The 24,894-nt window shown below is 70.9% G+C and carries 20 protein-coding genes; 8 read left to right on the top strand and 12 right to left on the bottom strand.

The genetic code is table 11. From position 1 onward, the window contains the following. Window positions 1–93: 93 nt before the first annotated feature. Window positions 94–525, top strand: coding sequence for a GNAT family N-acetyltransferase (locus ACX9I7_RS18310; protein ID WP_387571111.1), 432 nt, complete (start codon window positions 94–96; stop codon window positions 523–525). Window positions 526–722: 197 nt separating this feature from the next. Beyond that, a complete protein-coding gene (locus ACX9I7_RS18305; RefSeq protein ID WP_459387910.1) occupies window positions 723–1,226 on the top strand; it encodes a hypothetical protein in 504 nt (167 codons plus the stop codon). 521 nt (window positions 1,227–1,747) lie between these two features. Here the strand turns inward: ACX9I7_RS18305 and ACX9I7_RS18300 are convergent. After that, complete coding sequence (locus ACX9I7_RS18300; protein WP_459387909.1) at window positions 1,748–2,500, bottom strand: response regulator transcription factor; 753 nt, start codon at window positions 2,498–2,500, stop codon at window positions 1,748–1,750. Between the two features lie 518 nt (window positions 2,501–3,018). Next, complete coding sequence (locus tag ACX9I7_RS18295; protein ID WP_387571119.1) at window positions 3,019–3,696, bottom strand: TetR/AcrR family transcriptional regulator; 678 nt, start codon at window positions 3,694–3,696, stop codon at window positions 3,019–3,021. Window positions 3,697–3,805: 109 nt separating this feature from the next. Between ACX9I7_RS18295 and ACX9I7_RS18290 the strand changes: the two genes are divergently transcribed. From ACX9I7_RS18290 to ACX9I7_RS18280, 3 genes are all read left to right on the top strand, one after another. Further along, window positions 3,806–4,642 (top strand): alpha/beta fold hydrolase, encoded by an 837-nt coding sequence (locus tag ACX9I7_RS18290; RefSeq protein ID WP_459387908.1) that lies wholly within the window; start codon window positions 3,806–3,808, stop codon window positions 4,640–4,642. Between the two features lie 596 nt (window positions 4,643–5,238). Next, window positions 5,239–7,896: a rifamycin-inactivating phosphotransferase gene (gene rph / locus ACX9I7_RS18285; protein ID WP_459387907.1), complete on the top strand. Its 2,658-nt coding sequence runs from the start codon at window positions 5,239–5,241 to the stop codon at window positions 7,894–7,896. A 193-nt stretch (window positions 7,897–8,089) separates the two neighbouring features. Then, a complete protein-coding gene (locus tag ACX9I7_RS18280; RefSeq protein WP_459387906.1) occupies window positions 8,090–8,344 on the top strand; it encodes an RICIN domain-containing protein in 255 nt (84 codons plus the stop codon). A 133-nt stretch (window positions 8,345–8,477) separates the two neighbouring features. Here the strand turns inward: ACX9I7_RS18280 and ACX9I7_RS18275 are convergent, their stop codons facing one another. Both ACX9I7_RS18275 and ACX9I7_RS18270 read right to left on the bottom strand, forming a co-directional pair. Then, a complete protein-coding gene (locus tag ACX9I7_RS18275; RefSeq protein WP_459387905.1) occupies window positions 8,478–9,980 on the bottom strand; it encodes a M20/M25/M40 family metallo-hydrolase in 1,503 nt (500 codons plus the stop codon). Window positions 9,981–10,101: 121 nt separating this feature from the next. Next, complete coding sequence (locus ACX9I7_RS18270) at window positions 10,102–11,028, bottom strand: alpha/beta hydrolase (protein WP_459387904.1); 927 nt, start codon at window positions 11,026–11,028, stop codon at window positions 10,102–10,104. A 200-nt stretch (window positions 11,029–11,228) separates the two neighbouring features. Between ACX9I7_RS18270 and ACX9I7_RS18265 the strand changes: the two genes are divergently transcribed. After that, window positions 11,229–12,149, top strand: a complete 921-nt coding sequence (locus ACX9I7_RS18265; protein ID WP_459387903.1) for a helix-turn-helix domain-containing protein — start codon at window positions 11,229–11,231, stop codon at window positions 12,147–12,149. A gap of 245 nt (window positions 12,150–12,394) precedes the next feature. Here the strand turns inward: ACX9I7_RS18265 and ACX9I7_RS18260 are convergent, their stop codons facing one another. From ACX9I7_RS18260 to ACX9I7_RS18225, 8 genes are all read right to left on the bottom strand, one after another. Further along, window positions 12,395–12,559, bottom strand: a complete 165-nt coding sequence (locus ACX9I7_RS18260) for a CsbD family protein (protein ID WP_126917778.1) — start codon at window positions 12,557–12,559, stop codon at window positions 12,395–12,397. Between the two features lie 204 nt (window positions 12,560–12,763). After that, entirely contained in the window at window positions 12,764–12,919 is a 156-nt protein-coding gene (locus ACX9I7_RS18255; RefSeq protein WP_240667824.1) for a DUF6131 family protein, read from the bottom strand. Window positions 12,920–13,306: 387 nt separating this feature from the next. After that, a complete protein-coding gene (locus ACX9I7_RS18250) occupies window positions 13,307–14,077 on the bottom strand; it encodes an SDR family NAD(P)-dependent oxidoreductase (protein WP_387571136.1) in 771 nt (256 codons plus the stop codon). A 43-nt stretch (window positions 14,078–14,120) separates the two neighbouring features. Beyond that, window positions 14,121–14,909: an SDR family NAD(P)-dependent oxidoreductase gene (locus ACX9I7_RS18245; protein WP_459387902.1), complete on the bottom strand. Its 789-nt coding sequence runs from the start codon at window positions 14,907–14,909 to the stop codon at window positions 14,121–14,123. After that, complete coding sequence (locus ACX9I7_RS18240; RefSeq protein ID WP_459387901.1) at window positions 14,876–16,075, bottom strand: enolase C-terminal domain-like protein; 1,200 nt, start codon at window positions 16,073–16,075, stop codon at window positions 14,876–14,878. Before ACX9I7_RS18240 ends, ACX9I7_RS18245 begins: the two co-directional genes overlap by 34 nt. A 14-nt stretch (window positions 16,076–16,089) precedes the next feature. Beyond that, window positions 16,090–16,908, bottom strand: coding sequence for an alpha/beta hydrolase (locus ACX9I7_RS18235; RefSeq protein ID WP_459387900.1), 819 nt, complete (start codon window positions 16,906–16,908; stop codon window positions 16,090–16,092). Between the two features lie 11 nt (window positions 16,909–16,919). Continuing rightward, window positions 16,920–18,536: a thiamine pyrophosphate-binding protein gene (locus ACX9I7_RS18230; RefSeq protein ID WP_459387899.1), complete on the bottom strand. Its 1,617-nt coding sequence runs from the start codon at window positions 18,534–18,536 to the stop codon at window positions 16,920–16,922. Next, window positions 18,533–20,545, bottom strand: a complete 2,013-nt coding sequence (locus ACX9I7_RS18225; protein WP_459387898.1) for a CoA transferase — start codon at window positions 20,543–20,545, stop codon at window positions 18,533–18,535. Before ACX9I7_RS18225 ends, ACX9I7_RS18230 begins: the two co-directional genes overlap by 4 nt. Before the next feature lie 489 nt (window positions 20,546–21,034). On the opposite strand from ACX9I7_RS18225, the gene ACX9I7_RS18220 reads away from it, so the two are divergent. Together ACX9I7_RS18220 and ACX9I7_RS18215 are read left to right on the top strand one after the other, a co-directional pair. Further along, entirely contained in the window at window positions 21,035–23,617 is a 2,583-nt protein-coding gene (locus ACX9I7_RS18220) for an acyltransferase domain-containing protein (protein WP_459387897.1), read from the top strand. Window positions 23,618–23,739: 122 nt separating this feature from the next. After that, on the top strand, window positions 23,740–24,894 hold a 1,155-nt coding region (locus ACX9I7_RS18215), incomplete at its 3' end, for a beta-ketoacyl synthase N-terminal-like domain-containing protein (RefSeq protein ID WP_459387896.1).

The raw sequence follows: 24,894 nt of genomic DNA, 5'->3' as shown, positions 1-24,894 counted from the left end.
CGCTGCGGCCCTCACCTGCGCCGGCCGTGAGGTAACCGGAGCCAGGCTCACGGATTCCTCCAGTGCGTGCGGCTTCCTTTAGTGTGTGCGGCTATGAAGATCATCGAGCTCTCTCCCGGCGACCCGCGCCTCGCCTCCGACCTCCTGCCCGTCCTGCGCCAGCTGCGCCCGCACCTCACCGAAGAAGTCTTCCGGGAGGTGTACGAGGAGGGGCACGCGCAAGGGCTGCGCTTCACTGCCGCCTACGACGACAACGGGATATGCGTGGGCGTCGCCGGTTGGCGCATAACCGTCAACACCAGCACGCTGCGCATGCTCTACGTCGACGACCTCGTCACCGACGCCGAGGCCCGTTCCACGGGCGTCGGACACCAGCTCCTGGAACACTTGCAGACGCGCGCCCGTGAGGCCGGCTGCCACCAGTTCCGGCTGGACTCCGGCACCCACCGCACCGACGCCCACCGCTTCTACTTCCGCGAGCGCATGGTCGTCGACGCCTTCCACTTCGGTAAGAAGCTGGACTGACCATTACAGGGTCCGCTGCGTCAGGTGTATGAGGGGCACAGGGCGCAGGGCCGCAACCCGGACGCCGAGTGTGGTCTTGGCGGAGAATCGCCGACCGCCCTTGGGGGGCCGCGGACGTCCCTTGACAGTCGGTTCGGCTGCCACGACGGTTGTCGCGCCCCAAAGGCCTGAGCTCCATCGGAATCCGTGGAGGAAGAATGACGAAACGTTCATGGTGCGCTGCGGCCCTGGCCCTGATGCTCGTCTCCTCCGCCGGGGCGGCGACGGCATCCGCGGCCACGACCCCGGACACCGCGTCAGACACCGCGTCGCACGGCTCGACGGCGAAGCCGCAGAGAGACAGACCCGACCTCAACGGCCTGCGCATCAAGGCCGTCAACGCCCCGAACATCTACCTGGTCCTCGACGGCAAGCGTCACTGGATACCCAACCCGGCCACCTACAACAACCTGTTCCGTGACTGGAACGGCGTCGTGTCGGTCCTCGACGTCGGGGGAATCACGGCCGGCGGCGCGCTCAGCGACGGCGCGTTCCTCGGCAAGGCATCGGGTCGACCCGAGGTCTACCTGTTCAGCAACGGCACCAAGCGCTGGATCACCAGCCCGGCGGCGATGGACAAGTACTACTTCGCCTGGAACAAGATCCAGAACCTGCCCATCGAGGCGGTCAACTCCATCCCGGACGGCCCGTCCATCTCCTGACACACCGCACTCCGCAGACAGGCCCCAGCGGATCCAGACGTCGATCGTGAGGTTGCTGACCCTGATGCGGGCTTCCGCGACATCGGACGCCCGCGTCAGCCCTGATTCTGATGGGTTCCCGAACCGGGCGTCTCGTGCGCCCGCCGGGCCCGGGCCATCCGTGGCCGGAGGCGTGGTTTTCGGCGGCGGGGGAGTCGTGAGGCTCTCGGTGTCGTCCTGGTGAGGACCGGCTCCCGCGGCGGTCTCCAGGCCGAGGAACGTGCCAGCAGCACCACGACCGTGCCATGCCCGGCACGCTTCCCCCCCCAGCCCCGGCATGAGGTTCAACCCGGTGACAGGGAGGCCGATGGTTGCCCTGATCCTGTCCGCCGTGCCCGCCTGTGTCTCCGGCGCGGCTTGTGCTGCTTATGAGCCATGACATGGCATCGCTTGGCTTGGCTCTGCTGTGCAGAAGAACGGGCCCCCGCTGTAGTCGGCGAGCTAGTGGTGGTGGAGGTCTGCCGGAAAGAGACGAAGTCACCTCAAGGCACCAGCCCGTGCTGCTTCGCCAGTAGGACGGTGGAGACCCGGTTGTTGGTGCCGAGTTTCCGGTAGACCTTCTCGAGGTGACGGTTGACTGTATGCGGGGAGATGAGCAGACGGTGAGCGATGCCCTGGGACGTCAGGCCCTCCGACAGCAGGCCCAGCACTGTCAGCTCGCGTGGCGTCAGGTCGTGTCTGGTGGAAACGGAGAGTGGTGCGGCGGCGCCTAGGCGGCGGAACTCGCGGGCTTGGCTGTCCACGGTCAGGATCAGGGGCTGGATGCGAGCTGCCAGGGCGAGATCGCGGTCGGTGAACTCCTGCTCGCGCCCCAGGATGAGGGAGCGCAACGCCAGCGGGTCACCAGGGGTGGGCAGGCCGAGTTGTTCCCCGCCCCCGGTCTCCCGGGCTGAGTCGTACCAAGGAGAATGCCGCCACCTCTCGCTGATGCGGCTCAAAATGACTGGGCTTGTTCCCCCGGACGCCACGTGGAGGGTCAAGGGATGCTGGTCCGGATTGGGGTAGCGGTCGGTGAGATCCAAGGCAATGGGGCCATGCGATTCCGGTGCCCAGGCTTCCGTCCGAAGGACGCGCTCAGCGATGTACAGGCCGGAGAACGTCACCCCTGTGCAGTCGAAGACTTCGCATAAATGCTTGGTGATCAGCGACCACATCGCCTCAGGGTCGGTGTTTTCGAGGATCGCCACCGCGAGGTCCAGTATTTGCTCGTAGTCCCGTACGCCAAGCCGCCCCATGGGGAAAGTCTGTGAGGTACCTCCTCAGGGCACAAGGCCATGGCGGCCCTGCTGCCTGGCGACATCCCCGCCGGCAGGCCTGCCGCACGGTGCCTGATCCGCGACTGCGTTCGCAACCGCCTGCGGCTACTGCCCGGTCCCGGTCGCGCGCTGCCATCGGCACCATCGACGCGAAGCCCGCACAGCTGGCTCGCCGACGAAGCCCAAGCCCAAGCCCAAGCCGAAGCCGAAGCCCTCAGCGCCACCCACCACATCCCCCAACAACATCGCCGGGAGGCCCTCCAGCTCCTGGCCCCGCCCTGACTGGAAACGGTGCCCGGACGGCCGAACGCCGGTCATGTCCACCCGCTGTCCGCCTCATGCGGGACGACTCGGCTTCGGGCCGCCGTGCACGGCCAGGACGATGAGGTGGCGCCGACGCCTCCGTTCGAGCCGGTGCTCGCCCACGGGATCGAGGCCCACGGGGTCGAAGCCTGCGGCTCGGGCATCGCGTCTCCAGCCCTGCGGATCGGCTGCGTTCAGCCGAGGAGGCCGTCGAGCATGCGGGCTACGGCGTCGTCGAAGGGGTCGGTGGTCGCGGCGCCGTCCGCCATAGGGGCGCTGGCGAGCGCGGCCGTGATCCGGGGGTGGGTGCCGGCGGCCGCGACATGCCGCAGGTATGCGGTGCTGCGGGCCGTGCCGGCGGTGGTGGCTGCGCTTTCGTTCTGGACGATCATCGCGGTCACCGCGTTGAGCAGGGCGAATGCCTCCAGCTTCCGAGCGGCGGGGGCCGGGTGGTCGGCGAGGAATTCCAGGAAGCGGTCCAGGACGTCCACCGCGTGCGGGCCCAGCGCCGGCCGGGTGGCGATCAGGCCCGGCAGCCAGGGATGGCGGCGCATGATCCGCCGAGTCTGGCGGGCGACGGTGAGCAGGTCGGCCCGCCAGTCCCCGCCAGGCTCATTCAGCTCGTACTCCGAGGCGGTGGCGTCGGTCATCAGGTCCAGCAAGTCGTCGCGAGTGGCGACGTAGCGGTAGAGCGAGGCCGCGCCCGTGCCGAGTTGCGCGGCGACCCGTCGCATGGAGACCGCGTCGAGGCCCTCGCGGTCGGCGAGGGCGATCGCGGCGGAGGTGATCTCGGCGCGGCTGCGCTCGGCCGGTCGGCCGACCGCAGCGCGCTCGGGTCGCAACCAGATCACCGTCTCGTTCGCAACTGACACGTCATCTCCATTGCAGCCATTCGTGGTTGTGCCAGCTTAACTCTTTGCGTACAGTGTTCGCAAAATTCGCGAACGCTGTACGCAAACCAAATCTCGGAAGGAGCACGGGATGGCGACACGGTATGCGGACAACGGCGGGGTCCGGATCGCCTTCGAAGAGCTCGGCGGCACCGGTGGCGACCCGTTGCTGCTCGTCATGGGCCTCGGGGCCTCGCGCTTCTGGTGGCCGCGAGGACTGGCGGACGAACTGGTACGGCGTGGCTTCCACGTGGTCGCCTACGACCAGCGCGACGCGGGCGAATCCACCCGTTTCCCCGGCCGGCGCCGGACCCACCCGCTCGTCGCACTGCTCCGACGCGAGGCGCCCGCCTACACCGCCGAAGACCTCACCGACGACGCGATCACCGTGCTGGACGCCCTCGGCTGGAAGCGTGCCCACCTCTTCGGGCACTCCATGGGCGGGCTGATCGCCCAACGCATCGCCATCCGACACCGCACACGGATCCGGACGCTCACCAGCTCCTCCGCCGTACCGAGCGACGTCCGAGGCCTCAACGTGCTGCGCTACGTCCGCCTCGGTACGGTCGCCCGCTTCACCCGGCTGCGCCACCCGCGGCACGCCCGAAGGAGAGCTTGCCCTGGCTTTGGACGTCACCAGGCTCCTGGCCGCACCCCGGCGGCGCGTCAACGAGGACGACGTCCGCGAGCTCGTCCGACGCGAGGCCGCCCACGGGGTCGTCAGCTTCCGCGACGACGAGGCCCAGAGCCGGCAGATCGGCGCCAAATGGCACGGCGGCGCACTCGGCGACATCACCGCACCCACCCTCGTCCTGCACGGCGAAGGAGATCCGCTGCTGCGCACCGCAGCCGCCCGCCGCATCGCCGCCGCCATCCCCGGCGCCCGGCTGCGAACAGTGCCCGACGTCGGGCACTACCTCGGCCGTGACGCGTGGGCCACTTATGCCTCCGAAGTGCGCGAGATCGCAAATGCGGCGACGCCGCTGATGCAACTGTCGGATGCGGAATAGGAATTCGCTGAGCCGCATCTACCGATCCATGAGCACAGCCCGTACATGCCTGCGCGCGGCGCGCCACTGCTCGGCGAGGAACTTGTCGGTTCCATTGGCGGAAAAAGACAAAGGCAAGGAGAACCCTCTCCTTGCCACTCTCAACATATAGCGCACTGGGGGGCTTGCCGCAAGGCCCGGGTCATGGCGCAGAATCGTCGGCCGATGCCCGAAACCCGCGGAAGCGGAAGCAGGGGGCACGACGTGCGCGTGTCGCTGTCGGCATATGGGGGACGCGGTGAAATCGAACCAGTGGTGGGACCAGCAGTGCGGTTGCGGTGGGGATTGTGGGCGCTCGGCGCGGAGACGCGGGGGTGCGCGCCGCTCGATCGGACGGAGCGGCCGACCGACTCGTCAGAGGAAAGGCAACCAGGAATGAGGACGTGCTCGACAGCAGGCTCGACAGAGCCGGAGGCGCCGGTGATTCGATCGGCCACCGCAGTGGGACAGAGCATGGTTGCCTCGGGGTATCGCGATGATTGAAAAGAAGCAGTACGTGTTGGATCTTCAAGAGGTCGACGAGACGCAGGTCGCGGTCGTCGGCGGCAAGGGCGCGCACCTGGGCGGGCTGTCGCGGATCGAAGGCATCCACGTGCCGGGTGGTTTTTGCGTGACCACCAACGCCTTCCGGCGTGTCATGGCGGAAGCGCCGTCGATCGACGATCGGCTCGATCAGCTGTCGCGTTTGAATCCGGACGACCGGGACGACCGGGAGGCGATCCGCACGCTCAGCGCGCAGATTCGTCGGACCATCGAAGAGGTTGCCATCCCCGGCGATATCGCGGCGCCGATCACCCGCGCGCTCGCCCGGTTCGGCGAGCAAGCCGCCTACGCCGTCCGATCCAGCGCGACGGCGGAGGACCTGCCGACGGCCTCCTTCGCCGGCCAGCAGGACACGTACCTGAACGTCGTGGGTCCGACGGCGATCCTCCAGCACATCAGCCGGTGCTGGGCCTCGCTGTTCACCGAGCGGGCCGTGACCTACCGCCGGCGGAACGGCATCGACCACCGTACGGTCCACATGGCCGTGGTCGTGCAGCAGATGGTCTTCCCACATGCGGCCGGCGTCCTGTTCACGGCCGACCCCGTCACGGGCAACCGGAAGGTCGCCACCGTGGACGCCGGCTTCGGCCTCGGTGAGGCCCTGGTCTCCGGCCTGGTGAACCCGGACGTCTTCACGGTGCGAGACGGCGAAGTCGTCGCCAAGACGATCGCCGCAAAACAGCGCGCCCTGCACGCCCTGCCGACCGGCGGTACGCGGGAAGTGGCGATCGACTCGCGGCTGCAGGACCAGCCCGCGCTCACGGACGGGCAGGCCGTGCGGCTCGTACAGCTCGGGCGGCGGATCGAAGCACACTTCGGCCGCCCGCAGGACATCGAATGGTGCCGGGTCGATGACGGCTTCCAGATCGTTCAGAGCCGGCCGATCACGACACTGTTCCCCATCCCCGAGACCGGCGACCAGGAGAACCACGTCTACGTCTCCGTCGGTCACCAGCAGATGATGACCGACCCCATGAAGCCCCTGGGGCTCTCCATGTGGCAGCTGACGGCCATGGTGCCGATGCACGAGGCCGGTGGCAGGCTGTTCGTCGACGTCACCCGGCGTCTGGCCGCGCCCGCGAGCCGCGCCGCCCTCCTGGATGTCATAGGGAGAGGCGATCCGCTGGTCAGGGACGCCCTGGAGACCGTTCTCAACCGCGACGATTTCGTCCCATCGCTCCCGGACGCGCCTCCCGGCGGGCCGGCGGCCGGCGGTGCGCCCGCCCCGATCGAGACCGATCCGGCCATCGTCAACGAGCTGATCGAGCGCAGCCGGGTGTCCATCGCCGCCCTGGAGCGCGAGATCCGGACGAAGACCGGGCCGGCGCTGTTCGACTTCCTGCTGGAGGCATTCGAGGAGCACAAGCGAGTCCTCAGGGATCCGCTGAGCCTTCAGGTGATCATGGCGGGGATGGAGGCCACGTGGTGGCTCAACGACAAGCTGGAGGAGTGGCTGGGCGAGAAGAACGCCGCTGACACGCTCACGCTGTCCGCCCCCGGAAACGTTACGTCGGAAATGGGACTGGCGCTGCTCGACGTCGCGGACGTGATCCGCCCGCATCCGGAGGTGGTGGCGTTCCTGCAGGGCGTCGGGCACAAGGGCGTCGGGTATGAGGGCGCCGGTGACGAAGGCGTCGAGGGTGAGGGCTTCCTGGACGAGCTGGCGAAGCTCCCGGGTGGGACCGAAGCGCGCGACGCCATAGAGGCATACCTCGACCAATACGGCGTGCGCTGCGCCGGCGAGATCGACATCACGAGGGCACGCTGGCGCGAACGCCCCACCACGCTCGTGCCCGCGATCCTCGACAACGTCAGGAACTTCGAGCCGGGCGCCGCCGAGCGGCGCTTCGAGCAAGGGCGGCAGAAGGCGCGGAAGAAGGAACAGGACGTGCTGTCACGCTTGCGGGCCCTGCCGGACGGGGACCGGAAAGCCGACGGGACCAAGCGGATGATCGACCGGGTCAGAACCTTCATCGGGTACCGGGAATACCCGAAGTACGGCATCATCAGCCGCTACTTCGTCTACAAGCAGGCCCTGCTGAAGGAGGCCGAGCGCCTCGTGCAGGCCGACGTGCTTCCTGAGAAGGAGGACATCTTCTACCTCACGCTCCAGGAACTCCACGACGTCGTGCGCTCGCACCGGGTGGACGACCGGCTCATCCAGCAGCGCAAGGACGCGTTCCGGTCGTACCACGCGCTCACACCGCCCCGGGTGCTCACATCGGACGGTGAGGCCGTCACCGGGGCCTACCGGCGCGACGACGTGCCGGCCGGCGCCCTGATCGGCCTACCGGTTTCCGCCGGGACCATCGAAGGGAGGGCCCGCGTCGTCCTCGACATGGCGGAGGCCGATCTCGAAGCGGGCGACATCCTGGTCACGACCTTCACGGACCCCAGCTGGTCGCCGCTGTTCGTCGGAATCGCGGGCCTGGTGACGGAGGTGGGCGGCCTGATGACCCATGGCGCGGTGATCGCACGGGAGTACGGCTTGCCGGCCGTCGTGGGCGTGGAGCAGGCCACCCGGCTGATCCGGGACGGGCAACGGATCCGCGTGCACGGAACCGACGGGTACGTCGAGATCCTTCCTTGACCGACCACACCGAGAAGCCCGTCACCTTCTACGGCGGCACCTGAGCGACGGGATCCCCGCCCTCGTCCCGCTGCTCGCCACGGTGACGCCGATATCGATGGCGCTCGCCGAGCCATCCGCCCGGTCTACGGACAGGGAGGTGCGGCCTGTACCCACCACCACGCCAGTGGCATCAGCGAAGGAGTACCACACCATGGCGCTGAATCACGCCAAGCACATGGTCGCTCTCGCGGTCGGCGTTGCCTCCCTCATCGGGGGCAGCCTCGTAACGGCCGCTCCGGCAGACGCGCAAGCCAAGCCCGGCGGCCCGGGCCTCGCGGCGAGCAGCGGCTACTTCGTCAACGTGGACAGCGGCAAGTGCCTGGACGCTGTATGGAGCCACACCAACGGCACCGTCGTAAACCAGTGGGACTGCTACGGAGGCGCGACCCAACTCTGGCACGGGTGAAACCTGTGCAGCGGCCGTCACTGGTCGCCGACCGACGACGGCCGCTGCGCGAGTCGCCCGATCCGGAAGGCGGGGCACCCGTGCCCTGTGAAGCACCGGGAAAGGCCCCGGTCACGCGGCCGGCCACGGGGCCTCACGCCTGGGGCGTGCAGAAAGCGACCGGGCTGCGCAGGCCGGAGTGGTTGAACGCGCGGATGCCGAAGAACACGTTGTCCTTGGACAGGTCGACGGCGTACCGGGTCACGTTCCCGGCCGGGATGACGTGGGTCCACTCCGGTTCGGTGGTCTCCCGCCACACCACCTCGTAGCCGGCGAGGTCCGGCTCGGGGCCTCGTTCCCACGCCAGCTCGGTGGAGTTGCCGAGGGCGGTGGTGCGGATCTTCGCGCCGCGCGGTGTACCGGGTGCATGGGCGAGCGACCACAGGGCGGCCGCGTTCACCCGGGCCACCCGGGCGATGAAGCCGAAGTCGCAGAACTCGGGCAGGTCCCCGTACTGCTTGCCGTCCACCATCCGCACGTCCTGGTGCTGGTGCGCGTAGTTCTCGGCGGGCTCGGTGAACCGCCCGGCCGGATAAGCCTGTTGGAGGAACGGGATGTGGTCGCCGCTGCGCAGATAGCGGTCGCGGCGAAAAACCACCCGCACCCGCATCCCCGTCGCGTCGTTCTCTGCGGTGTCCCGGACGAACCGGGCCAGCTGGCGCGAGGACGAGTCGTTCTCGCCGCCCACCGAGCGCCGCACCTCGGCCTGCTCCGGCGTCTCCGCGGTCGGTACCCCCTCGGCGAACAGCCGGATCGTGTACGGATCGCGCGAACCGTCCTCGGCGGTCGGGCTCCCCACGATGTCGTTGGTGAACATGCCCTGTACGTCGGCCTGCCGGCCCCGGTACATCCGGGCCATGTGCCCGGCCCCGTACAGCCCCTGCTCCTCACCCGCCACCGCCGCGAACACCAGAGTCGCGGCCGGACGCCGGGTCGCGAAGACCCGGGCCAGTTCCAGGACGACGGCCACGCCGGAGGCGTCGTCGTCGGCGCCGGGCGCGTCGCCGGTGGCGTTCATGGGGTCGCTGTTCCGCGAGTCGTAGTGCCCGGAGACCACATAGATCCGGTCGGGCGTGACCGACCCGCGCAGTGTGGCGACGACGTTGGTGATCCTGGTCGCCACCGGGACACGGGGCGCGGGCTGCTGCACGTACGACTGGAGCTCCACGGTCATCCGGCCACCGGATGCCTGTGCGCGGCGGCGCAGCTCGGCGAGGAGCCAGTCGCGGGCCGCGCCGACGCCGCGCACGGGATCGTCCTGGGCGGACAGGGTGTGCCGGGTGCCGAAGGAGACCAGTTTGCGGACGGTCGCCTCGACACGACGCGGATCGATCTCCCGCAACAGTGCGCGGAGTTCGCGCGAAGGGGGCTGTTCGGTGGGCCGGTGACGGGCGGGTCCTGGCGGCCGCGCCGGCCCGGACTGTGCGGGTCCGGCCACCGCCGGTGACATCGCCGCTGCCGACGACAGCCCCAGGGCCGTCGCACCGACCGTGGCCGCGCCGAGCACGGTACGCCGCGCCGTGCCCTCTCCGCTGCGTCGGCTGTGCCCGTCGTGACCGCTGTCTCTGCCGCCCGCGTCCTCGCCCGGCTCCGTCATGCCGCCATCGTCACGCCCGCCTCAACACCCCCGCAAGGTCCGGTTTCGGCCCGGGGAGAAGGGCTGTCGGGCCCGAGCCCGACAACGCCCGTTCCGGCCCCTGGGGGAAGTGGGGGAGCGCTCATCGGTCGGCGGTGAGGCAGGCGGTGTAGAAGTCGGTGAGTTTGTCGATGGCGGGGTCGATGTACTGCTCCTTGTCGTAGAGGTCGACGTGGCCGGCCCCCTCGATCCAGTGGAGTTCCTTGGGGCCGGTGGCGCGCTGGTGGATCTCGACGGCCATCCAGGAGGTGACGGCGCGACTGCCGACGATCTGGAGCAGGGGCCGAGGGGCGATGAGCGGGACGGCGTGGAAGGCGTCGAAGGACGCCAGCTTGTCGACGCTCTGCCAGGCGAGGAACTTCGCGGAGCGTTCATGCCGACCGCGGGGCGTGCAGTAGTACTCGAAACCCTCGGCGCCGTGCCGGCCGCCAAGCGCGTGGGCTTCTTCCACGGTCCGGGGGAAAACGGTCATGACGCCGGGGTCCTCACCGCGGGCGGCGGCGGTGCGGGCCTGGGCGGCGGTGTCGAGCAGGCTCTGGAAGACGGCCGGGTCCTGGGTGCCGTCGGCGCCGAGCCGGAACTGGCGAGCGACGTCGACGCCGCAGACGGTGGCGACGGCCCGGACGCGGTGGTCACCGCCGGCGGCGGCGAGGGAGTAGCCGCCGGAGGCACAGATGCCCAGCAGGCCGACGCGTCCGGCGTCGACGCCGTCGCGCGTGGTGAGGTAGGAGACGGCGGCCTTGAAGTCCTCCACGCGCTGACCGGGGTCTTCCAGACCCCGGGGCAGACCGCCGGACTCACCCTGGTACGCGGCATCGAAGGCGAGGGTGACAAAACCGCGCTCCGCCATCCGCCGCGCATAGGTGCCGGAAGCCTGTTCCTTCACACTGGTGCCGGGGTGACCGACCACGAGTGCCGGCCGTGGACCCGACGCCGGAGCGTCGGGGGTGTAGAGGTGTCCGGCGATGGAGATGCCGGCGCTGTCGAAGCTGACGGTGGTCCGGGCCATGAGAAAACTCCCCTGAAACGGTCATGATGGTGTCGTAACGCACCCGCGCGGCGGACTCGGAAGCCGACACCGCCGCGCCGGGCACACCTCCACGTTCCGTCAGCCTCCCCACAAGCGGGAGGGACAGGTTTCTGCCTGGGAAAGAACTTGCCCCCTCACACATGTGCCGTGATCGTCACGGCGCAACGACACTTGAGACCATGACGTCAGACTCCGACTCCCGGGCGGTGGGCGCCTTCCTCAAGGCCCGCCGATCCCGGTTGACACCGCAGGAGTGCGGCCTTCCCCAGACGGACTCCGCCCGCAAAGTCGCCGGACTGCGCCGCGAGGAGGTCGCCCAGCTCGCCGCCATCAGCGTCGACTACTACACACGACTGGAACAAGGCCGCGTCCGGGCATCCGTACCCGTGCTCACCACCCTGGCCCGCGCCCTGCGCCTCGACGACGACCAGCAGCAATACCTCTGCACACTCGCCGGCCGACCCGACGCCCACCCGCACCGCCGCCGGCCCGCCCAACGTCTGCGTCCCGCCATGCGACGTCTACTCGACCAGCTCGCCCAAACCCCCGCGCTCGTCCTGGGCAAACGCCTGGACGTCCTGGCCTGGAACCCCGCAGCCATAGCCCTCTACACCGATTTCGCCGCGATCCCGGCACACCGGCGCAACTACATCCGGCTGCTGTTCACCGACCCGGTGATCCGGCAACTGCACCAGAACTGGTCCCACGACGCCAGGGAAGCCGTCGCCGCACTGCGCATGGAGGCCGCGGCCGACCCCGACGATCCCGAACTCGCCCGGCTCGTCGGCGAACTTTCCCTCCACGACCCCGACTTCTCCGCCTGGTGGGCCGAACACCGCGTCAACAGCGCCAGTTACGGCACCAAGCGCTACCGCCACCACCTCGTGGGCGACCTCACACTCGACTGCGACACATGGACCAGCCCCGACGGCTCCGGACAGCGCCTGATGATCCTTACCGCCGAACCCGGCAGCCCCACCCACGACGCCCTGCGCATCCTCACCTCATGGGCCACCCGCCAACCGAGCCCCGGCCGGACGGAGGACCTGACGCGTAGGCTGCCTGGACACCCGAAGACCGCGCCCACCTCACCTGCCTGACCACCAGGGATGACGATCAACCCGGCTGTGGAGATCCCGATCGTCCTGGTTGGCCGATGGAACAAGGCGCCCGTATCCAGGAGGTGGCGGCCCCCGCTCTGCCTGGCCGGTATCTCGCCCCTGCCCCCGGCCATGAGACGTCCTGTGGGCTGCGCGCCACTGGATGGCGCGCAGCCCACAGGTGTTCCTTGTGGGGGCTCAGAGCCTTGTGCTAGCGCCTACCCCTCTCGTCGGGGGAGTCGAGTTCAGGTGTCGGTCGACTTCTTGATCTTCTCGGCGGCTTCCTGTGTCTTGCCATGGAGTTCTTCGGCCTTGCCTTCTGCTTGCAGGCGTCGGTTGCCGGTGGCCTTGCCGGTGGTCTCCTTCGCCTTTCCCTTGAGCTGTTTGGCCTTGCCCTGTGCCTTGCTCATGGCTCTGCCTTCCTTCCTGCTGCGATAGTGGTGTGGTTTTCCTTCCGTCACGCCGGGCGTGCCTCCCCCTTGGGGGCCTCGAACAGCAACGGACGCCGCGTCTGTTGTCGGTGGTGCGCCGGGCAGGGGAGTGTTCGCCAGTCTCCCCCGGCTGTCGGATGGTGGCAGTGCCACCGATCGCTGTATTTGCGTGCCACCCCGCTTCTACCAGTAGTGCCGGTGGCCGCCGATCGCGTGTCCGGCTGCACCGAGGACCCATAGGGCGGCGCCGATGACGAGCAGGGCTGCACCGATGGTCCACAGGATGGAGATGCCGGTCAGGAATCCGATGACGAGGAAGAGGATCCCGAGGACGATCACGATGCCCTCCACTTGTAGGGAAAGTCTCTCAACCGCCCTCCTACCCTCGTTCCTTCAGAACATGGCCCTGCGTGGGCCGACCCGTACGGGAACGGACCCACGCCTCCACCAACCACGTCCGGCACCCGGCCAATGGTGCTCCTGCGCGTCCCACGATTGCCGAGTTCGGCCAGCCGGACGGCGCGGCCGGGGACCTTGTATGTCAGCGCGCTCGGCGACTGTGATCGACGCGACGTCGGTGATTCAGCCCGGCCTTCTGCCCGACATTCCTGCCGGGTTCGGCCATCGTCCCGGCCACCGACGCGGACACGTTGGCCCGGCGCGCCGACACGCGGCACGAAGCGGCCGGGCACGACGCGGCCCGGCGCAGCCTCGGCCGCGTACCGCTCACTTCCGTGCCACGGCCGAACCGGCGGTCACGCCGCCGTCGACGACGACGGTCTGGCCGGTGACATAGCCGGACAGCGGACTCAGCAGCCAGGCGGCCGCGTTGGCCACCTCCTCGCAGGATCCCAGCCGGCCCAGCGGCGCCCGGCGGGCCCGCTGGTCCAGCGCGTCCGGATCGCGGTAGAGGTCGCGCAGCAGTGGCGTGTCGGTGGAGCCGGGGCTGACCACGTTGACGCGGATGCCGTCACCCGCGTACTGCAGTGCCGCGGACTTGCTCAGCCCGATCACGGCGTGCTTGGTCGCCGAGTACAACGGGCTCTGGGCGTGGCCGATGTGCCCCGCCACCGAGGCGCAGTTGACGACGGCCCCGCCGCCGGTGGTCAGCATGGCCCCGATCTGGGCCCGCATGCACGCCCACACCCCGCGCAGATTGGTGCCCACCACGCTGTCGAAGTTCCCGGCCGTGTCCTGGTGCAGCGGGCCGAACGCGCCGAACGTGCCCGCGTTGTTGAACGCCCCGTCCAGCCGCCCGAACCGGTCGAGGGCCTCGGCCACGCACGCGTCGACCCGCGCCTCGTCCGCCACGTCGCAGGGCGCCACCAGGACCTCGGAGGCGGGCAGGCCCTCGGCGGTCTCCCACAGGGCCTCCGCCCCGCGGCCGACGAGGACGACCCGCGCGCCGAGCCCCACGAACAGCCGGGCCGCCGCCCGGCCGATCCCGCTTCCCGCTCCGGTGACCATCACGACCCGCTGGTCGAGTTCCAGGTTCATGGGGTGACCCACTCCGTTCGTGTCCAGCAGATGTTTGTGTCCATCAGATGTGCAGTCCGCCGTTGACGTCGACGACCGTGCCGGTGGTGTAGCCCGCGTGCTCGCCGCACAGGTGCCGCACCATTCCCGCCGCCTCGGCGACGGTCCCGAAGCGGCCGGCCGGGATGTGGCTGACCCGCTCGGCGGTCCAGCTCTCGGGTCGGTCCTCCCAGGCCCGGCGAATGCGCTCGGTGCCGATGACCCCGTGCGCGACCGCGTTGACCGTGATGCCGTGCGGCGCCAGTTCGAAGGCGCACTGCTTGGTGAACCCGATGACGCCCGCCTTGGCCGCGACGTACGCCGCGTTGCTGAAGCGGGTGTACGTACGGCCCGCCACCGACGCGAGGTTGACGACGCGCCCCCAGCCCGCGGCGACCATCGCGGGCACGCACAGCCGCGTCAGGGTGAACACGCTCGTCAGGTTGTGGGTGACCGCGTGCTCGAGGTCGGCCTCCGTCAGCTCGGTCAGGGGGCGCGGCCGGGTGTCCCCGCCGACGCCGTTGACCAGCACACCGGGCCGCAGGTCGGCCGGCAGCGCGGCGAACGCCGCCTCCAGCGCCCGTACGTCGGTCACGTCGGCCACCAAGGGGTCGCAGGCCAGCCGGTCGCCGAGCTCCCCGGCGACGCGCCGCACCGCCTCCGCGTCGTGGTCCACCAGGATCAGCCGCATGCCTTCGGCGGCCAGGCCCCGGGCCACCTCGGCGCAGATCCCGCCGCCGGCGCCCGTGAGCAGGGCCACGTCGCGTTGCGCTGTCACCGTCATGTCGTCCTCCAGCCGGTGTCCGGCCGCCATGTCGCCAGGCACCTCGTGTGCCGCAGCAGTTCCTCGGTGGGCTCGACGCCGGTGCCCGGACCGGGCAGCGGCAGTACCCGGTACGCGGTCCGGTCGACCGCGAACGCGGGCCGGGTCAGCGGCTCGGGAAACCACTCGTCTCCCCGCCCGGCCTCCACCGTTCGCCACGGCCCCCAGCCTGTCGCCAGTGCCCGGCCCGCCGCCCACAGCGGGCCGACCTCCGCCACGTGCACTCCCAGCTGGCAGCCGACACCCAGCTCGTGGGCGAGCGACGCCAGCCGGGCCGCCGCGAAGACGCCCCCGCACTTGGACAGCCGTACGTTGACGTGGCTCGCCGCGCCGGTCTCCACGGCCGCCCGTAGATCGGCCGGACCCGTGCACGACTCGTCGAGCATCACGGGCAGCCCGGTGCGCCGCCGCAGCCGGGCCAGCTCCGCCCACGATCGGGCGGCCAGGGGCTCCTCGATCCAGGCCACCCCCGCGAGGTCGTCCGCGATCCGCTCGGCGTCCCCGGGCGACCAGCGGCCGTTGACGTCCAGGGAGATCCCGGTGTCCGGGCCCAGCAGCTCACGGGCCCGCCGCAGCCGCTCCACGGCCGCGTCCGGGTCCGCCACCTTGATCTTGACGTGCCGCAGGGCCGCCCTCGCCTCCGGCGTCAGCTCCTCCAGCGCCGCCGTGACGTCACGGGACAGATGGACGACCAGGCTCACGGCCGCCGCGCCGGCGCGCGGCACCCCGGCGGGCCGCTTCGGCACGTCCCGTACGTCCGGCACGTCCAACACGTCGACCAGGGGCCGGCCGAAGTGCCGGCCCACCGCGTCGAGCAGAGCGATCTCCAGCGCCGCCGCGGCCGACGGGCCGCAGGCGAGTGCGGACGGCCGGAGCGCGGACGGCCGGAGTGCGGCCGGACTCAGCGCGGCGATCGACGCGACGGCGCCGTCGAACGACGTCCAGTCGATCCGCCCGGCCAGCGCGGCCGGATCGCAGGCCCGTACCGCGGCCGCCGCGCCCTCCAGCGTCTCGCCGGTGACATAGCCGCGCGGCGCCCCCTCGCCCCAGCCGCGCGCCCCGTCCAGGTCCAGTTCGACGAGCAGGGACTCCGACCGGCGGCGGGACCGGGTGGCGTGGTCGAAGGCCGTGGCCATCGGTACGGTCGCGGTGTGCACACGTATCCGCCGGATCACACGGCCTCCCGGACCCGGGCGGCGAGCCAGTCCCAGTACGCGGTCCTGACGCCGGTGAACTCGAGGTAGTGCCGGTCCGTGGCGAAGACCCGCTCGCCGGCCGTGGGCGCCAGCCGGGCGAGCACCGCCCGCGCGGCGTCCAGATCGATGATCGGGTCGTGGGCGGGCATCGCGACGTCGATGGGCAGCGCCGTCCGGGGGGAGCCGTCGACGTAGCGGTCCTCGAGACGGACGAGCGTCCCCTGCGTGGCCGCGGTGATCTGCCGGAGCATCAGGGGATCGCCGGCCAGGAACGCCCGGTATCCGGGCAGGTCCGTGTAGTCGCCGTCGGAGAGGCCCACCTCCTGGGGTGCCGTCCCCGTGCGGGTGCGGCGCTCCTCCAGCGCCGCCGGGGCCTGGCGCGAGCGCTGCTGCCCCAGCGCCGGCGCGCACAGGATCAGCTTCCGTACCGGCAGCGCGTGTTCGCACCACAGGGCGGTCAGTACGCTGCCGCCCAGGCTCTGCCCGAGGGCGACCAGGCCGCGCCCGTGGGTGTCGTCGGCCACGGCCCGCAGAGCACGCGCGTAGTCGTCGAGGACCTGTCCGGACGACGGCAGATGACCGCGTTCGCCTCCGCTGCGCCCGGAACCCCGGCGGTCCAGGACGTGGACGTCGACACCTCGTGCTGCCAGCTCGGGACCGGTCTCGTACAGCCATCCGGCGTGGCTCTGGATGCCGTGGACGTAGAACAGCGCGGCGGTGGTACCGGGGGCGGTCCACCGGTGGAGGGCGAGTGGGGTGCCGTCGGAGGCGGTCAGGGTGCTGATGGTGTGCACGGCCGTCCCCCTCAGTACCGGACGAGGTTGACGTCCGGGTCGAGCCGGACGTCGACCAGGAGCGGGCCGTCGAGTTCGGGGAGCAGTGCGCCCACCGCGTCGAGTTCCTCGGTGCGGCGGACGGTCAGCGCCCGCGCGCCCATGGTGGTGGCGAGGGCCGCCAGGTCCGGCCAGGCGAAGGCCGAGTGGGCCGGGTCGTACCCGTGGTTCTTGAGCTTGTAGTGCTCCGCGCCGTAGGCGCCGTCGTCGAGCACCACCACGACGAGCGGAAGCCTTTCGCGCACCGCCGTGGTGAACTCGGCGAGGTGCATCATGAAACCGCCGTCGCCGAGGGTGGCGACCACCGGCCGGCCCGCGCCCGCGAGCGCCGCGCCGATCGCCCCGGCCAGGCCGAGCCCGATCGAGCCGAAGCCGCCCATGGTGGTGAAGTGCAGCGGGTCGGCGACCCGGAGATGGGGCCAGACGCCCACGTTGAACCGGCCGATGTCGCTGACGACCGTGCGCCGTTCGGGAAGCACCCGGTCGAGCCGGATCATCGCCGACCGGATGTCGACGGTGTCCGCGCCGCCGAGGTCGGTGAAGTCGGCCTCCGGGGCGAAACCGGCCAGTGCCTTCTCGGTCCGCTCGGCCCAGTGCCGGTTCCCGCCGTGACCCGCCCGCTCCAGCAGGGAGTCCATCGCGAGCGCGGTGAGCCGGGCGTCGCCGGCCACGGCTTCGTCGACGGGGGTGTACGAGCCGAACCGGCCCGGGTCGGTGTCCACGTGCACGATCCGCTTGCCCCTGGTGAGGTCGCCGTTGAGCGCGGTCCACATGTTGAGGGAGGCGCCGAAGGCGATCACACAGTCGGACTCGGCGATGACGGTGCCCGCGACGCTGTGCGCGAGGCTGCCGAAGATACCGATGTCACGGGGGTGACCGGCGAACATCTCCTTGCCGAGGACGGTGGTGGCCAGGGCCGCGCCGATCCGGTCGGCCAGTGCGACCAGGCTGTCGCGCGCCCCGGAGACGGCCGCGCCGTGCCCGGCGAGGATCAGCGGCCGCTTCGCCGAGCCGATCAGGCCGAGCGCGCCGTCGAGCGCCCGCGCCGCCGGGGGCGCCGGCTCCGGCGGGGGCACCGGAAGGGTCACGGGCGGCTGCGCGCCCGCCTCGGCCGCCATGAAGCCGATCGGGGCGTTCAGGACGACCGGCCGGCGCTCGGCGACGATCCGCCGTACCGCCCGGTCGAGGTCGCGGACCAGCGACGCCGGTTCGTAGACCCTCTCGTAGCCCGCGCCCGCCGCCTTGGTGACCGTCTCGATGTCGAAGTGGTGGAAATGACTGGGGATCAGCGGCGGATCACCCGTGATCAGCAGGACCTGGCTGTGGCTGCGGACGGCCTCGACCAGGGAGGTGAGCGTGTTGGTGAACGCGGGCCCGTGGGTCACCGAGGCAACCCCGAGCCGACCGGACATCCGCGCGTAGCCGTCGGCCATGGCCACCGCGCCGGCCTCGTGGGTCACGGCGACGAACCGCCCGCCCGCGTCGGCGAACGCGGGGAGATAGAGGAGGTTGGCGTTGCCCATCAGCCCGAAGAGGGTGTCGACGCCGTGCCGGGCCAGGGCGTCCGCCAGCGCTTGGTAGACCTTCATCGTTGCCCTTCGATCGTGGTGGGTGCCGGCCAGGCGGGGTCGTCGTGGTCCACGGGCGCGGGACCGGGCGGAGGCGCGCCGCGCAACAGCGAGCGCAGATGGTTGCCCGTGATCAGCACGGTCGTGTCGGCGTACGACTGCTCGACGACCATCCCCCGGGCGCCGACCTGTGGATGCCGTACCGCCCGGGTCAGGTCGTGCAGGGGTGCGGTGGGTATCCCGTCCCCGTCGGCGAGCACCGGGCCGTCGTCGGTCTCGACGATCCGTGGCGTCCGTACGGGAGCGTCGTCGAACCAGCTGTCCTGGGTCGCCCACACCGCCGCGTCGAACAACGCCACGTCGGCGCCGGCGCCGTGACCGGTGCGCAGCCGGACGTAGGACGACACGGTGACGGCGGCGGCGGCGAGATAGGCCCCGAGCACGTCGGCGCTGGACACCGGCGTGCGCAGCGGGGTGCCGGTGGCGCCGCCGAGCAGGCGCATCATCCCGGACTCGGCCTGGATCACGGTGTCGACGCTGCGGTCGGCGGCGGCCAGGCCGTGGCCCGTCACCGCGCAGTGCACGACGCCGTACCGGGACAGCACCCGCCCGGGGGAGATGCCGGTGGCGTCGAGGGTGTCGGCGGCCAGGTTGGTGAGCAGGACGTCGGCGCCGCCGAGCAGTTCGTCGAACGTCGCCCGGTCCGCCGGGTCGGCGAGGTCGAGACGGCAGGAACGCTTGCCCGCGTTGTTGACGAGGTACAGATAGCCGACCCCGCCCACGCTCTGCGCCAGACGCCGGGAGCCCTCGCCGTGCGGCGGTTCGACCTTGAGCACGTCGGCGCCCAGCTGCGCCAGCAGCCGGCCCGCGTGCGGCCCCGCCGTGTACGAACCGAACTCCAGCAGGCGGACCCCGAGGAGCGGGGGCGCGCCGCGCGGTATCCGCTCCCACAGGCGGCCCTGCCGGGGGAGAGGCTCGGGCGTGGCGCGCGTGTCCGGCGAAGCCGGTGCGCCTGGTGCGTCCGGCACTTCCGGGACGAGGGAGCGCAGTGGGCCGCGCGGCTCGTGGTGCGGCCCGGCCACCAGACCCCGGCGCCGGGCGGCCGCCCCGTACCGGACGTCCCGGGGCGCGGCCGCCGGCGCGCAAGGGATGCCCTCGGCACGCAACAGGGTGACCACCTCGTGCGCCGCGCGCTCGCCGGTCCACGCGGCGATGACGGCGTCGAGTTCGTCCGCGTGGGCGACCCGGGCGGGGGTGTCGGCGAAGCGCGGGTCGTCGAGGAGCTCCGTGCGGCCGGTGACCTTGACGAGCCGGTGCCACATCGTCTCGCCCATCGTGCAGATGACGACGGGGGCGTCGCGGCAGGGGTAGCTGTTCCAGGGAGCGGCCATTCCGTGCCGGTTGCCGGTCCGCCGGGGTGGCCGGCCGGTGAGCGCGACGCTCGGCAGGAGGGTGCCGACATGGGTGAGGAGACTGTCGAACTCGGCGATGTCGAAGTAATCGCCCCCGCCTCCGCGGTCACGGCCGATGAGCCCGGCCGTGACGGCGATCAGGCCGGACAGCGCGGCGGTGCGGGCGGCGAGTCCCACGGTCGCGGTGACCGGGGGATCCCCGTCGGCGCCGGTGGCCGCCGTGATACCGGCCAGCGCCTGCAGGGTCGCTTCGGTGGCCGGGGTGTCGCGCAACGGACCGCTGAGGCCGAACGCGCTGATCCGTACGGTGACGAGCTCCGGGTGGGCGGCTGCCAGCTGTCGCGGGCTCAGGCCGCGCGCGGTGAGCCGCGCACCGCCCGCCGCGTCGCACACCAGGACGTCGGCCCGGTGAAGGAGCCGTTCCATGTTCTCCCCCGCGGCGGGTGCGGCCGCGCCGGCACGTAACCACCGCTCGAAACCGTCGGAGGGCGCCGGGAGCTCACCGACCGGGATCGTCAGTGCTCCCAGATCGGCGAGGATCCGGCAGAGTAGTGCCGCCGCCCTGTCCTCGCACGCGGTGATGACGGTGATGCCGCCCAGCGGCCCCGCCCTGTTCATTTCGTCCCCCTAGACATGCGCTCCCGGCCGCGACGCCACATGTTCAAGTGGCGTGTTCAAGTGTTCACCGGGTCTTTGCGTGATATCGCCTCGACCGGATTCGGGATTCCGGGATCGCTCAGGCGGCGACGGTATCACCGCCCCTCGGGGAAGCCAATGGTTCTTTTCTACGAAGGACTATTGGCGCGTACATACAGCATGCCTTTCCGGTGGTCAACGCTTTGGTGGAGATTTGACCCCGGGGTGTGGGGTGCCCCTGTGAGGTGTCGAAGGTGACCGCCCCTGACAAGGAAGTTGTCTAAACCAACGCGTCGTTATGTGACCTGGATCACTTGATCAACTTGTTGACGGTGCGTCGTTTCCGCTGGCACGGTTGGCCGCGACGCTTCATAAGGAATTCACAAAGGGCGTCTGTTTCGCATCGGGCGTGATCCGGAGGGAAGCATTGCGGGGGAAGCGCTTTTCCAATCGTTTCTGTGAGTCCATTTCATGACGCACGAAAGTAAATTCTCACGTGCGTGGGACAATTCCGATCCACTGGTCGTCCTGGGCGCCGGACGTCTCATCGAAGACCGGCACCGGGCCTGTTCGGCCACCCCGGCCGAACGGCTGCTGGAAGCGGCCCGGACCGCCGTCGAACAAGCGGGAATCGACCCGACGGCACTGCGCGAGCACCGGACCGGCGTGATCGCCGGAACCCTCGGCCGCGCCGGCGCCACCGGTGAACTCGCCGGCCATTTCGGCCTCACCGGCCCGACGATCTCACTGAACACCACCGACACACCCGCGCTCGCCGCGCTCCACCTCGCCACCCAGACACTGCGCGCCGACGCGTGCTCGTTCGTACTCCTCGGCGCGGAAAAGGCTGACGAGACGGGCGCGTTGCTGATGGCCCGACTCTCCGTCGCACACACGGCACGAGCCCGGGTGCTCGCGGTCGTACGCGGCTCGGCCGTCGTACACACGGGTTCCTCGGGCGACCCCGAGCGGGCCACCGCCGACGCGCTGGCAGCCGGAGGACTGACGCCCGACGACATCGCCCCGCAGACCGCCACCGGCCTCACCGCGGCGATTGACACCGTACGCACCCTTCAGAGCGACACACCGCGCACCGTGGGAATATCCGAGTCCGGCGCCGACGGCACCACCGCGCACGTGATCCTCCAACACCCCCGTGTCGCGACCGCCGCCACCGAACTCCCCTGGGTGCTCACCGCCGAAGGCCCCCGAGCCCTACGGGCCAAGGCCGCGGCACTGGCCGCCCACCTCGACACCAACCCCGCACCACCCGCCGACGTCGCCCGCACCCTGCTCACCACCCCGCCCGCCCCTCGGCGAGCCGTCGTCGTGGGACGCGAGCGGACCGAACTGCGCCGGGGACTGACCACACTCGCCACCGACGGCAGCGCACCCCACCTGATCAGCGGCACCGCCATCGACGACCCCCGACCGGTCTTCGTCTTCCCCGGCCAGGGCTCCCAATGGGCCGGCATGGCGGCAGAACTGCTGGAAACCTCCGAGGTCTTCCACGACAGCGTCCAGGCCTGCGCGAACGCCCTCTCGGAGTTCGTCGACTGGTCACTGCTCGACGTCCTGCGCGAGACACCCGGAGCACCACCGCTGCGCCGCGTCGACGTCCTGCAACCCACCCTCTGGGCGACGATGGTCTCCCTCGCCGAACTCTGGCGCTCCCACGGCGTCCGGCCCGCCGCCGTCGTCGGCCACTGCTACGGAGAGATCGCCGCCGCACACGTCGCCGGCGGACTGAGCCTGCGCGACGCCGCACGCCTGCTCGCCCGGCGCAGCCGGGCCTGGCTGCGCCTCGTCGGCAAAGGCACGGTCATCTCCGTCGGCACCTCCGCGGAGGAGATCACCCGCCACCTGGCGGCCTGGCCCGACTCGGTCGAACTGGCGGCGGTCAACGGACCGCGATCCGTGGCCCTCGCCGGCCCGCCCGACGTGCTCGACGACATGGTCGCCGAACTCACCGCACAGAACGTGTACGCCAAACGGATCCCCGGCGTGGACACCGTGGGCCACTGCTCGCAGGTCGACATCCTGCGCGACCACCTGCTGGACGTGCTGCGCCCCGTCTCCCCGACGAACTCCGACGTCCCCTTCTACTCCACGGTGGACGGCACGCGCCGCGACACCGCCACCCTGGACACCGACTACTGGTACCTCAACACCCGCAGCCAGGTCCGGTTCCACGACGCCATCCGCTCCTTGCTCACCGCCGGCCACAGGGCGTTCATCGAGGTGAGCCCCCACCCGCTGCTCGCGATGTCCATCGAGGACACCGCCGCCGAGCTGGGCATCCGCGACGTGGCCGTCGTGGGCACCCTCCGCCGAGGCCAGGGCGGCACCCGCCGGGTGCTGACCGCGCTGGCCGAGGCGTACACCCGGGGCATGGACGTCGACTGGTCGCCCACTCTCGCGGGCACGGACTCCGAGTACATCGACCTGCCGGAACTCTCGGCCGCCGACGGCGGGGACGACAACGACGGGGACGGCAACGGCGCCCGTCCGTCCTGGGCGGAGGGCCTCGCCGCCCTCCCCGGCGCCGAGCGGACGGCCGCCCTGGTCGATCTCGTCCGGGGCACGGTCGCCGAGGTACTGGAGGAGGAGTCCGCCGACGCGATCCACGCCGAGGCGGCGTTCAAGGAGATCGGCCTCGGCTCACTGACAGCCGTGCGACTGCGCAACCGGCTCAACGCCGCCACCGGCCTGTACCTCCCGACCACGGTCGCCTTCGACCACCCCACCCCCGCCGCCCTGGCCCACTACCTGGAGAGTGTCCTGTTCGGGCACGGCACGAGCCCGGACGCCCCGGTGCTCGCCGCCATCGAACAGGCGGAGGCGGCCCTCGCACAGCTGCCGGCCACCGAAGGCGCCTCCACCCAGCGGATCCAGGCACGCCTCGAAGCCCTGCTGGCCAGACTCCGACGCACCGGCGGCGACACGGCCGAAGCAGGGGACGGGGACGACTCGGCATCGGTCGCCGACCCCTTCGAGTCGGCCGACGACGAGGAGATGTTCGCCCTCATCGGCGAGCGGTTCGGCATCTCCTAGAGCCGGCCGGCCTCCCCGGTCTCCGCTCCCACTCCACAGCCCATCAGCTTCATACGCGGCTTCGACGGCCGCGCGCTGCCCACCCGCCCCCACCCCAGTCCTCGTCGAAGGCGGATTTCCCCATGGCACACGAAGACAAGCTCCGCTATTTCCTCAAACGCGTCAGCGCCGAGCTCGACGAGGCACAGCGGCGTGTGCGCGAGCTGGAGGACGGCGACCGCGAGCCCATCGCCATCGTCGGCATGAGCTGCCGCCTGCCCGGCGGCGTGCGCTCGCCCGAGGACTTCTGGGAACTGATCGAGGCGGGTGGCGACGCGGTCTCCGGCTTCCCCGCCGATCGCGGCTGGGATGTACCGAACCTCTACGACCCCGACCCGGACACCCCCGGCAAGTCGTATGTGCGTGAAGGCGGATTCCTCCATGACGCGGGGGAGTTCGATGCCGAGTTCTTCGGTATCTCGCCGCGTGAGGCGTTGGCGATGGATCCGCAGCAGCGGTTGTTGCTGGAGTGTTCGTGGGAGGCGATCGAGCGGGCGCGGATGGATCCCCGGTCCCTGCGCGGCACCCGCACCGGCGTCTTCGCCGGCACTAACTGGCAGGACTACAACACCCTGCTGCTGCGCGCCGACGACCGGTCCCAGAGCTACCTGGCCACCGGAGCCTCCGGCAGCGTGCTCTCCGGCCGGATCTCCTACACACTGGGCCTCGAAGGCCCCGCGATCACCGTCAACACCGCCTGCTCGTCCTCGCTCGTGGCCATGCACCTGGCCGCCCAGGCACTGCGGTCGGGGGAGTGCGGGCTTGCCCTGGCCGGCGCCGTCACGGTCATGTCGACACCCCAGCTTCCCGTGGCCTTCTCCCGGCAGCGGGGGCTGGCCGTCGACGGACGCTCCAAGGCGTTCTCCGCGACGGCAGACGGCATGGGCTTCGGCGAGGGCGTCGGCGTGCTGGTACTGGAACGCCTCTCCGACGCCCGGCGGAACAGCCATGAGGTACTGGCCGTGATCTGCGGTTCCGCGCTCAACCAGGACGGCGCGTCCAACGGCCTCACGGCACCCAACGGCCCGTCGCAGCAGCGCGTCATCGAGGCGGCGTTGGCGAACGCGCGGCTGATGCCCTCGGACGTGGACGCGGTGGAGGCGCACGGCACGGGCACCAGGCTCGGCGACCCGATCGAGGCGCAGGCACTGTTGACGACGTATGGTCAGGGGCGGCCGGAGGGCCGGCCGTTGTGGCTGGGGTCGGTGAAGTCCAACATCGGTCATGCGCAGGCCGCC

It is taken from the genome of Streptomyces sp. L500, assembly GCF_054551825.1.
The sequence above is the reverse complement of the archived record's forward strand: the minus strand, read 5'-3'. Positions and strand labels throughout refer to the sequence as shown.

Excerpts from the sequence above, each read along its gene's own strand:
- ACX9I7_RS18220 (WP_459387897.1), top strand. The coding sequence starts at position 21,035 with ATGACGCACGAAAGTAAATTCTCACGTGCGTGGGACAATTCCGATCCA.
- ACX9I7_RS18275 (WP_459387905.1), bottom strand. The coding sequence starts at position 9,980 with ATGACGGAGCCGGGCGAGGACGCGGGCGGCAGAGACAGCGGTCACGAC.
- rph (WP_459387907.1), top strand. The coding sequence starts at position 5,239 with ATGATTGAAAAGAAGCAGTACGTGTTGGATCTTCAAGAGGTCGACGAG.
- ACX9I7_RS18305 (WP_459387910.1), top strand. The coding sequence starts at position 723 with ATGACGAAACGTTCATGGTGCGCTGCGGCCCTGGCCCTGATGCTCGTC.
- ACX9I7_RS18290 (WP_459387908.1), top strand. The coding sequence starts at position 3,806 with ATGGCGACACGGTATGCGGACAACGGCGGGGTCCGGATCGCCTTCGAA.
- ACX9I7_RS18265 (WP_459387903.1), top strand. The coding sequence starts at position 11,229 with ATGACGTCAGACTCCGACTCCCGGGCGGTGGGCGCCTTCCTCAAGGCC.
- ACX9I7_RS18250 (WP_387571136.1), bottom strand. The coding sequence starts at position 14,077 with ATGAACCTGGAACTCGACCAGCGGGTCGTGATGGTCACCGGAGCGGGA.
- ACX9I7_RS18310 (WP_387571111.1), top strand. The coding sequence starts at position 94 with ATGAAGATCATCGAGCTCTCTCCCGGCGACCCGCGCCTCGCCTCCGAC.
- ACX9I7_RS18280 (WP_459387906.1), top strand. The coding sequence starts at position 8,090 with ATGGCGCTGAATCACGCCAAGCACATGGTCGCTCTCGCGGTCGGCGTT.
- ACX9I7_RS18245 (WP_459387902.1), bottom strand. The coding sequence starts at position 14,909 with ATGGCGGCCGGACACCGGCTGGAGGACGACATGACGGTGACAGCGCAA.
- ACX9I7_RS18300 (WP_459387909.1), bottom strand. The coding sequence starts at position 2,500 with ATGGGGCGGCTTGGCGTACGGGACTACGAGCAAATACTGGACCTCGCG.
- ACX9I7_RS18230 (WP_459387899.1), bottom strand. The coding sequence starts at position 18,536 with ATGAAGGTCTACCAAGCGCTGGCGGACGCCCTGGCCCGGCACGGCGTC.
- ACX9I7_RS18260 (WP_126917778.1), bottom strand. The coding sequence starts at position 12,559 with ATGAGCAAGGCACAGGGCAAGGCCAAACAGCTCAAGGGAAAGGCGAAG.
- ACX9I7_RS18270 (WP_459387904.1), bottom strand. The coding sequence starts at position 11,028 with ATGGCCCGGACCACCGTCAGCTTCGACAGCGCCGGCATCTCCATCGCC.
- ACX9I7_RS18225 (WP_459387898.1), bottom strand. The coding sequence starts at position 20,545 with ATGAACAGGGCGGGGCCGCTGGGCGGCATCACCGTCATCACCGCGTGC.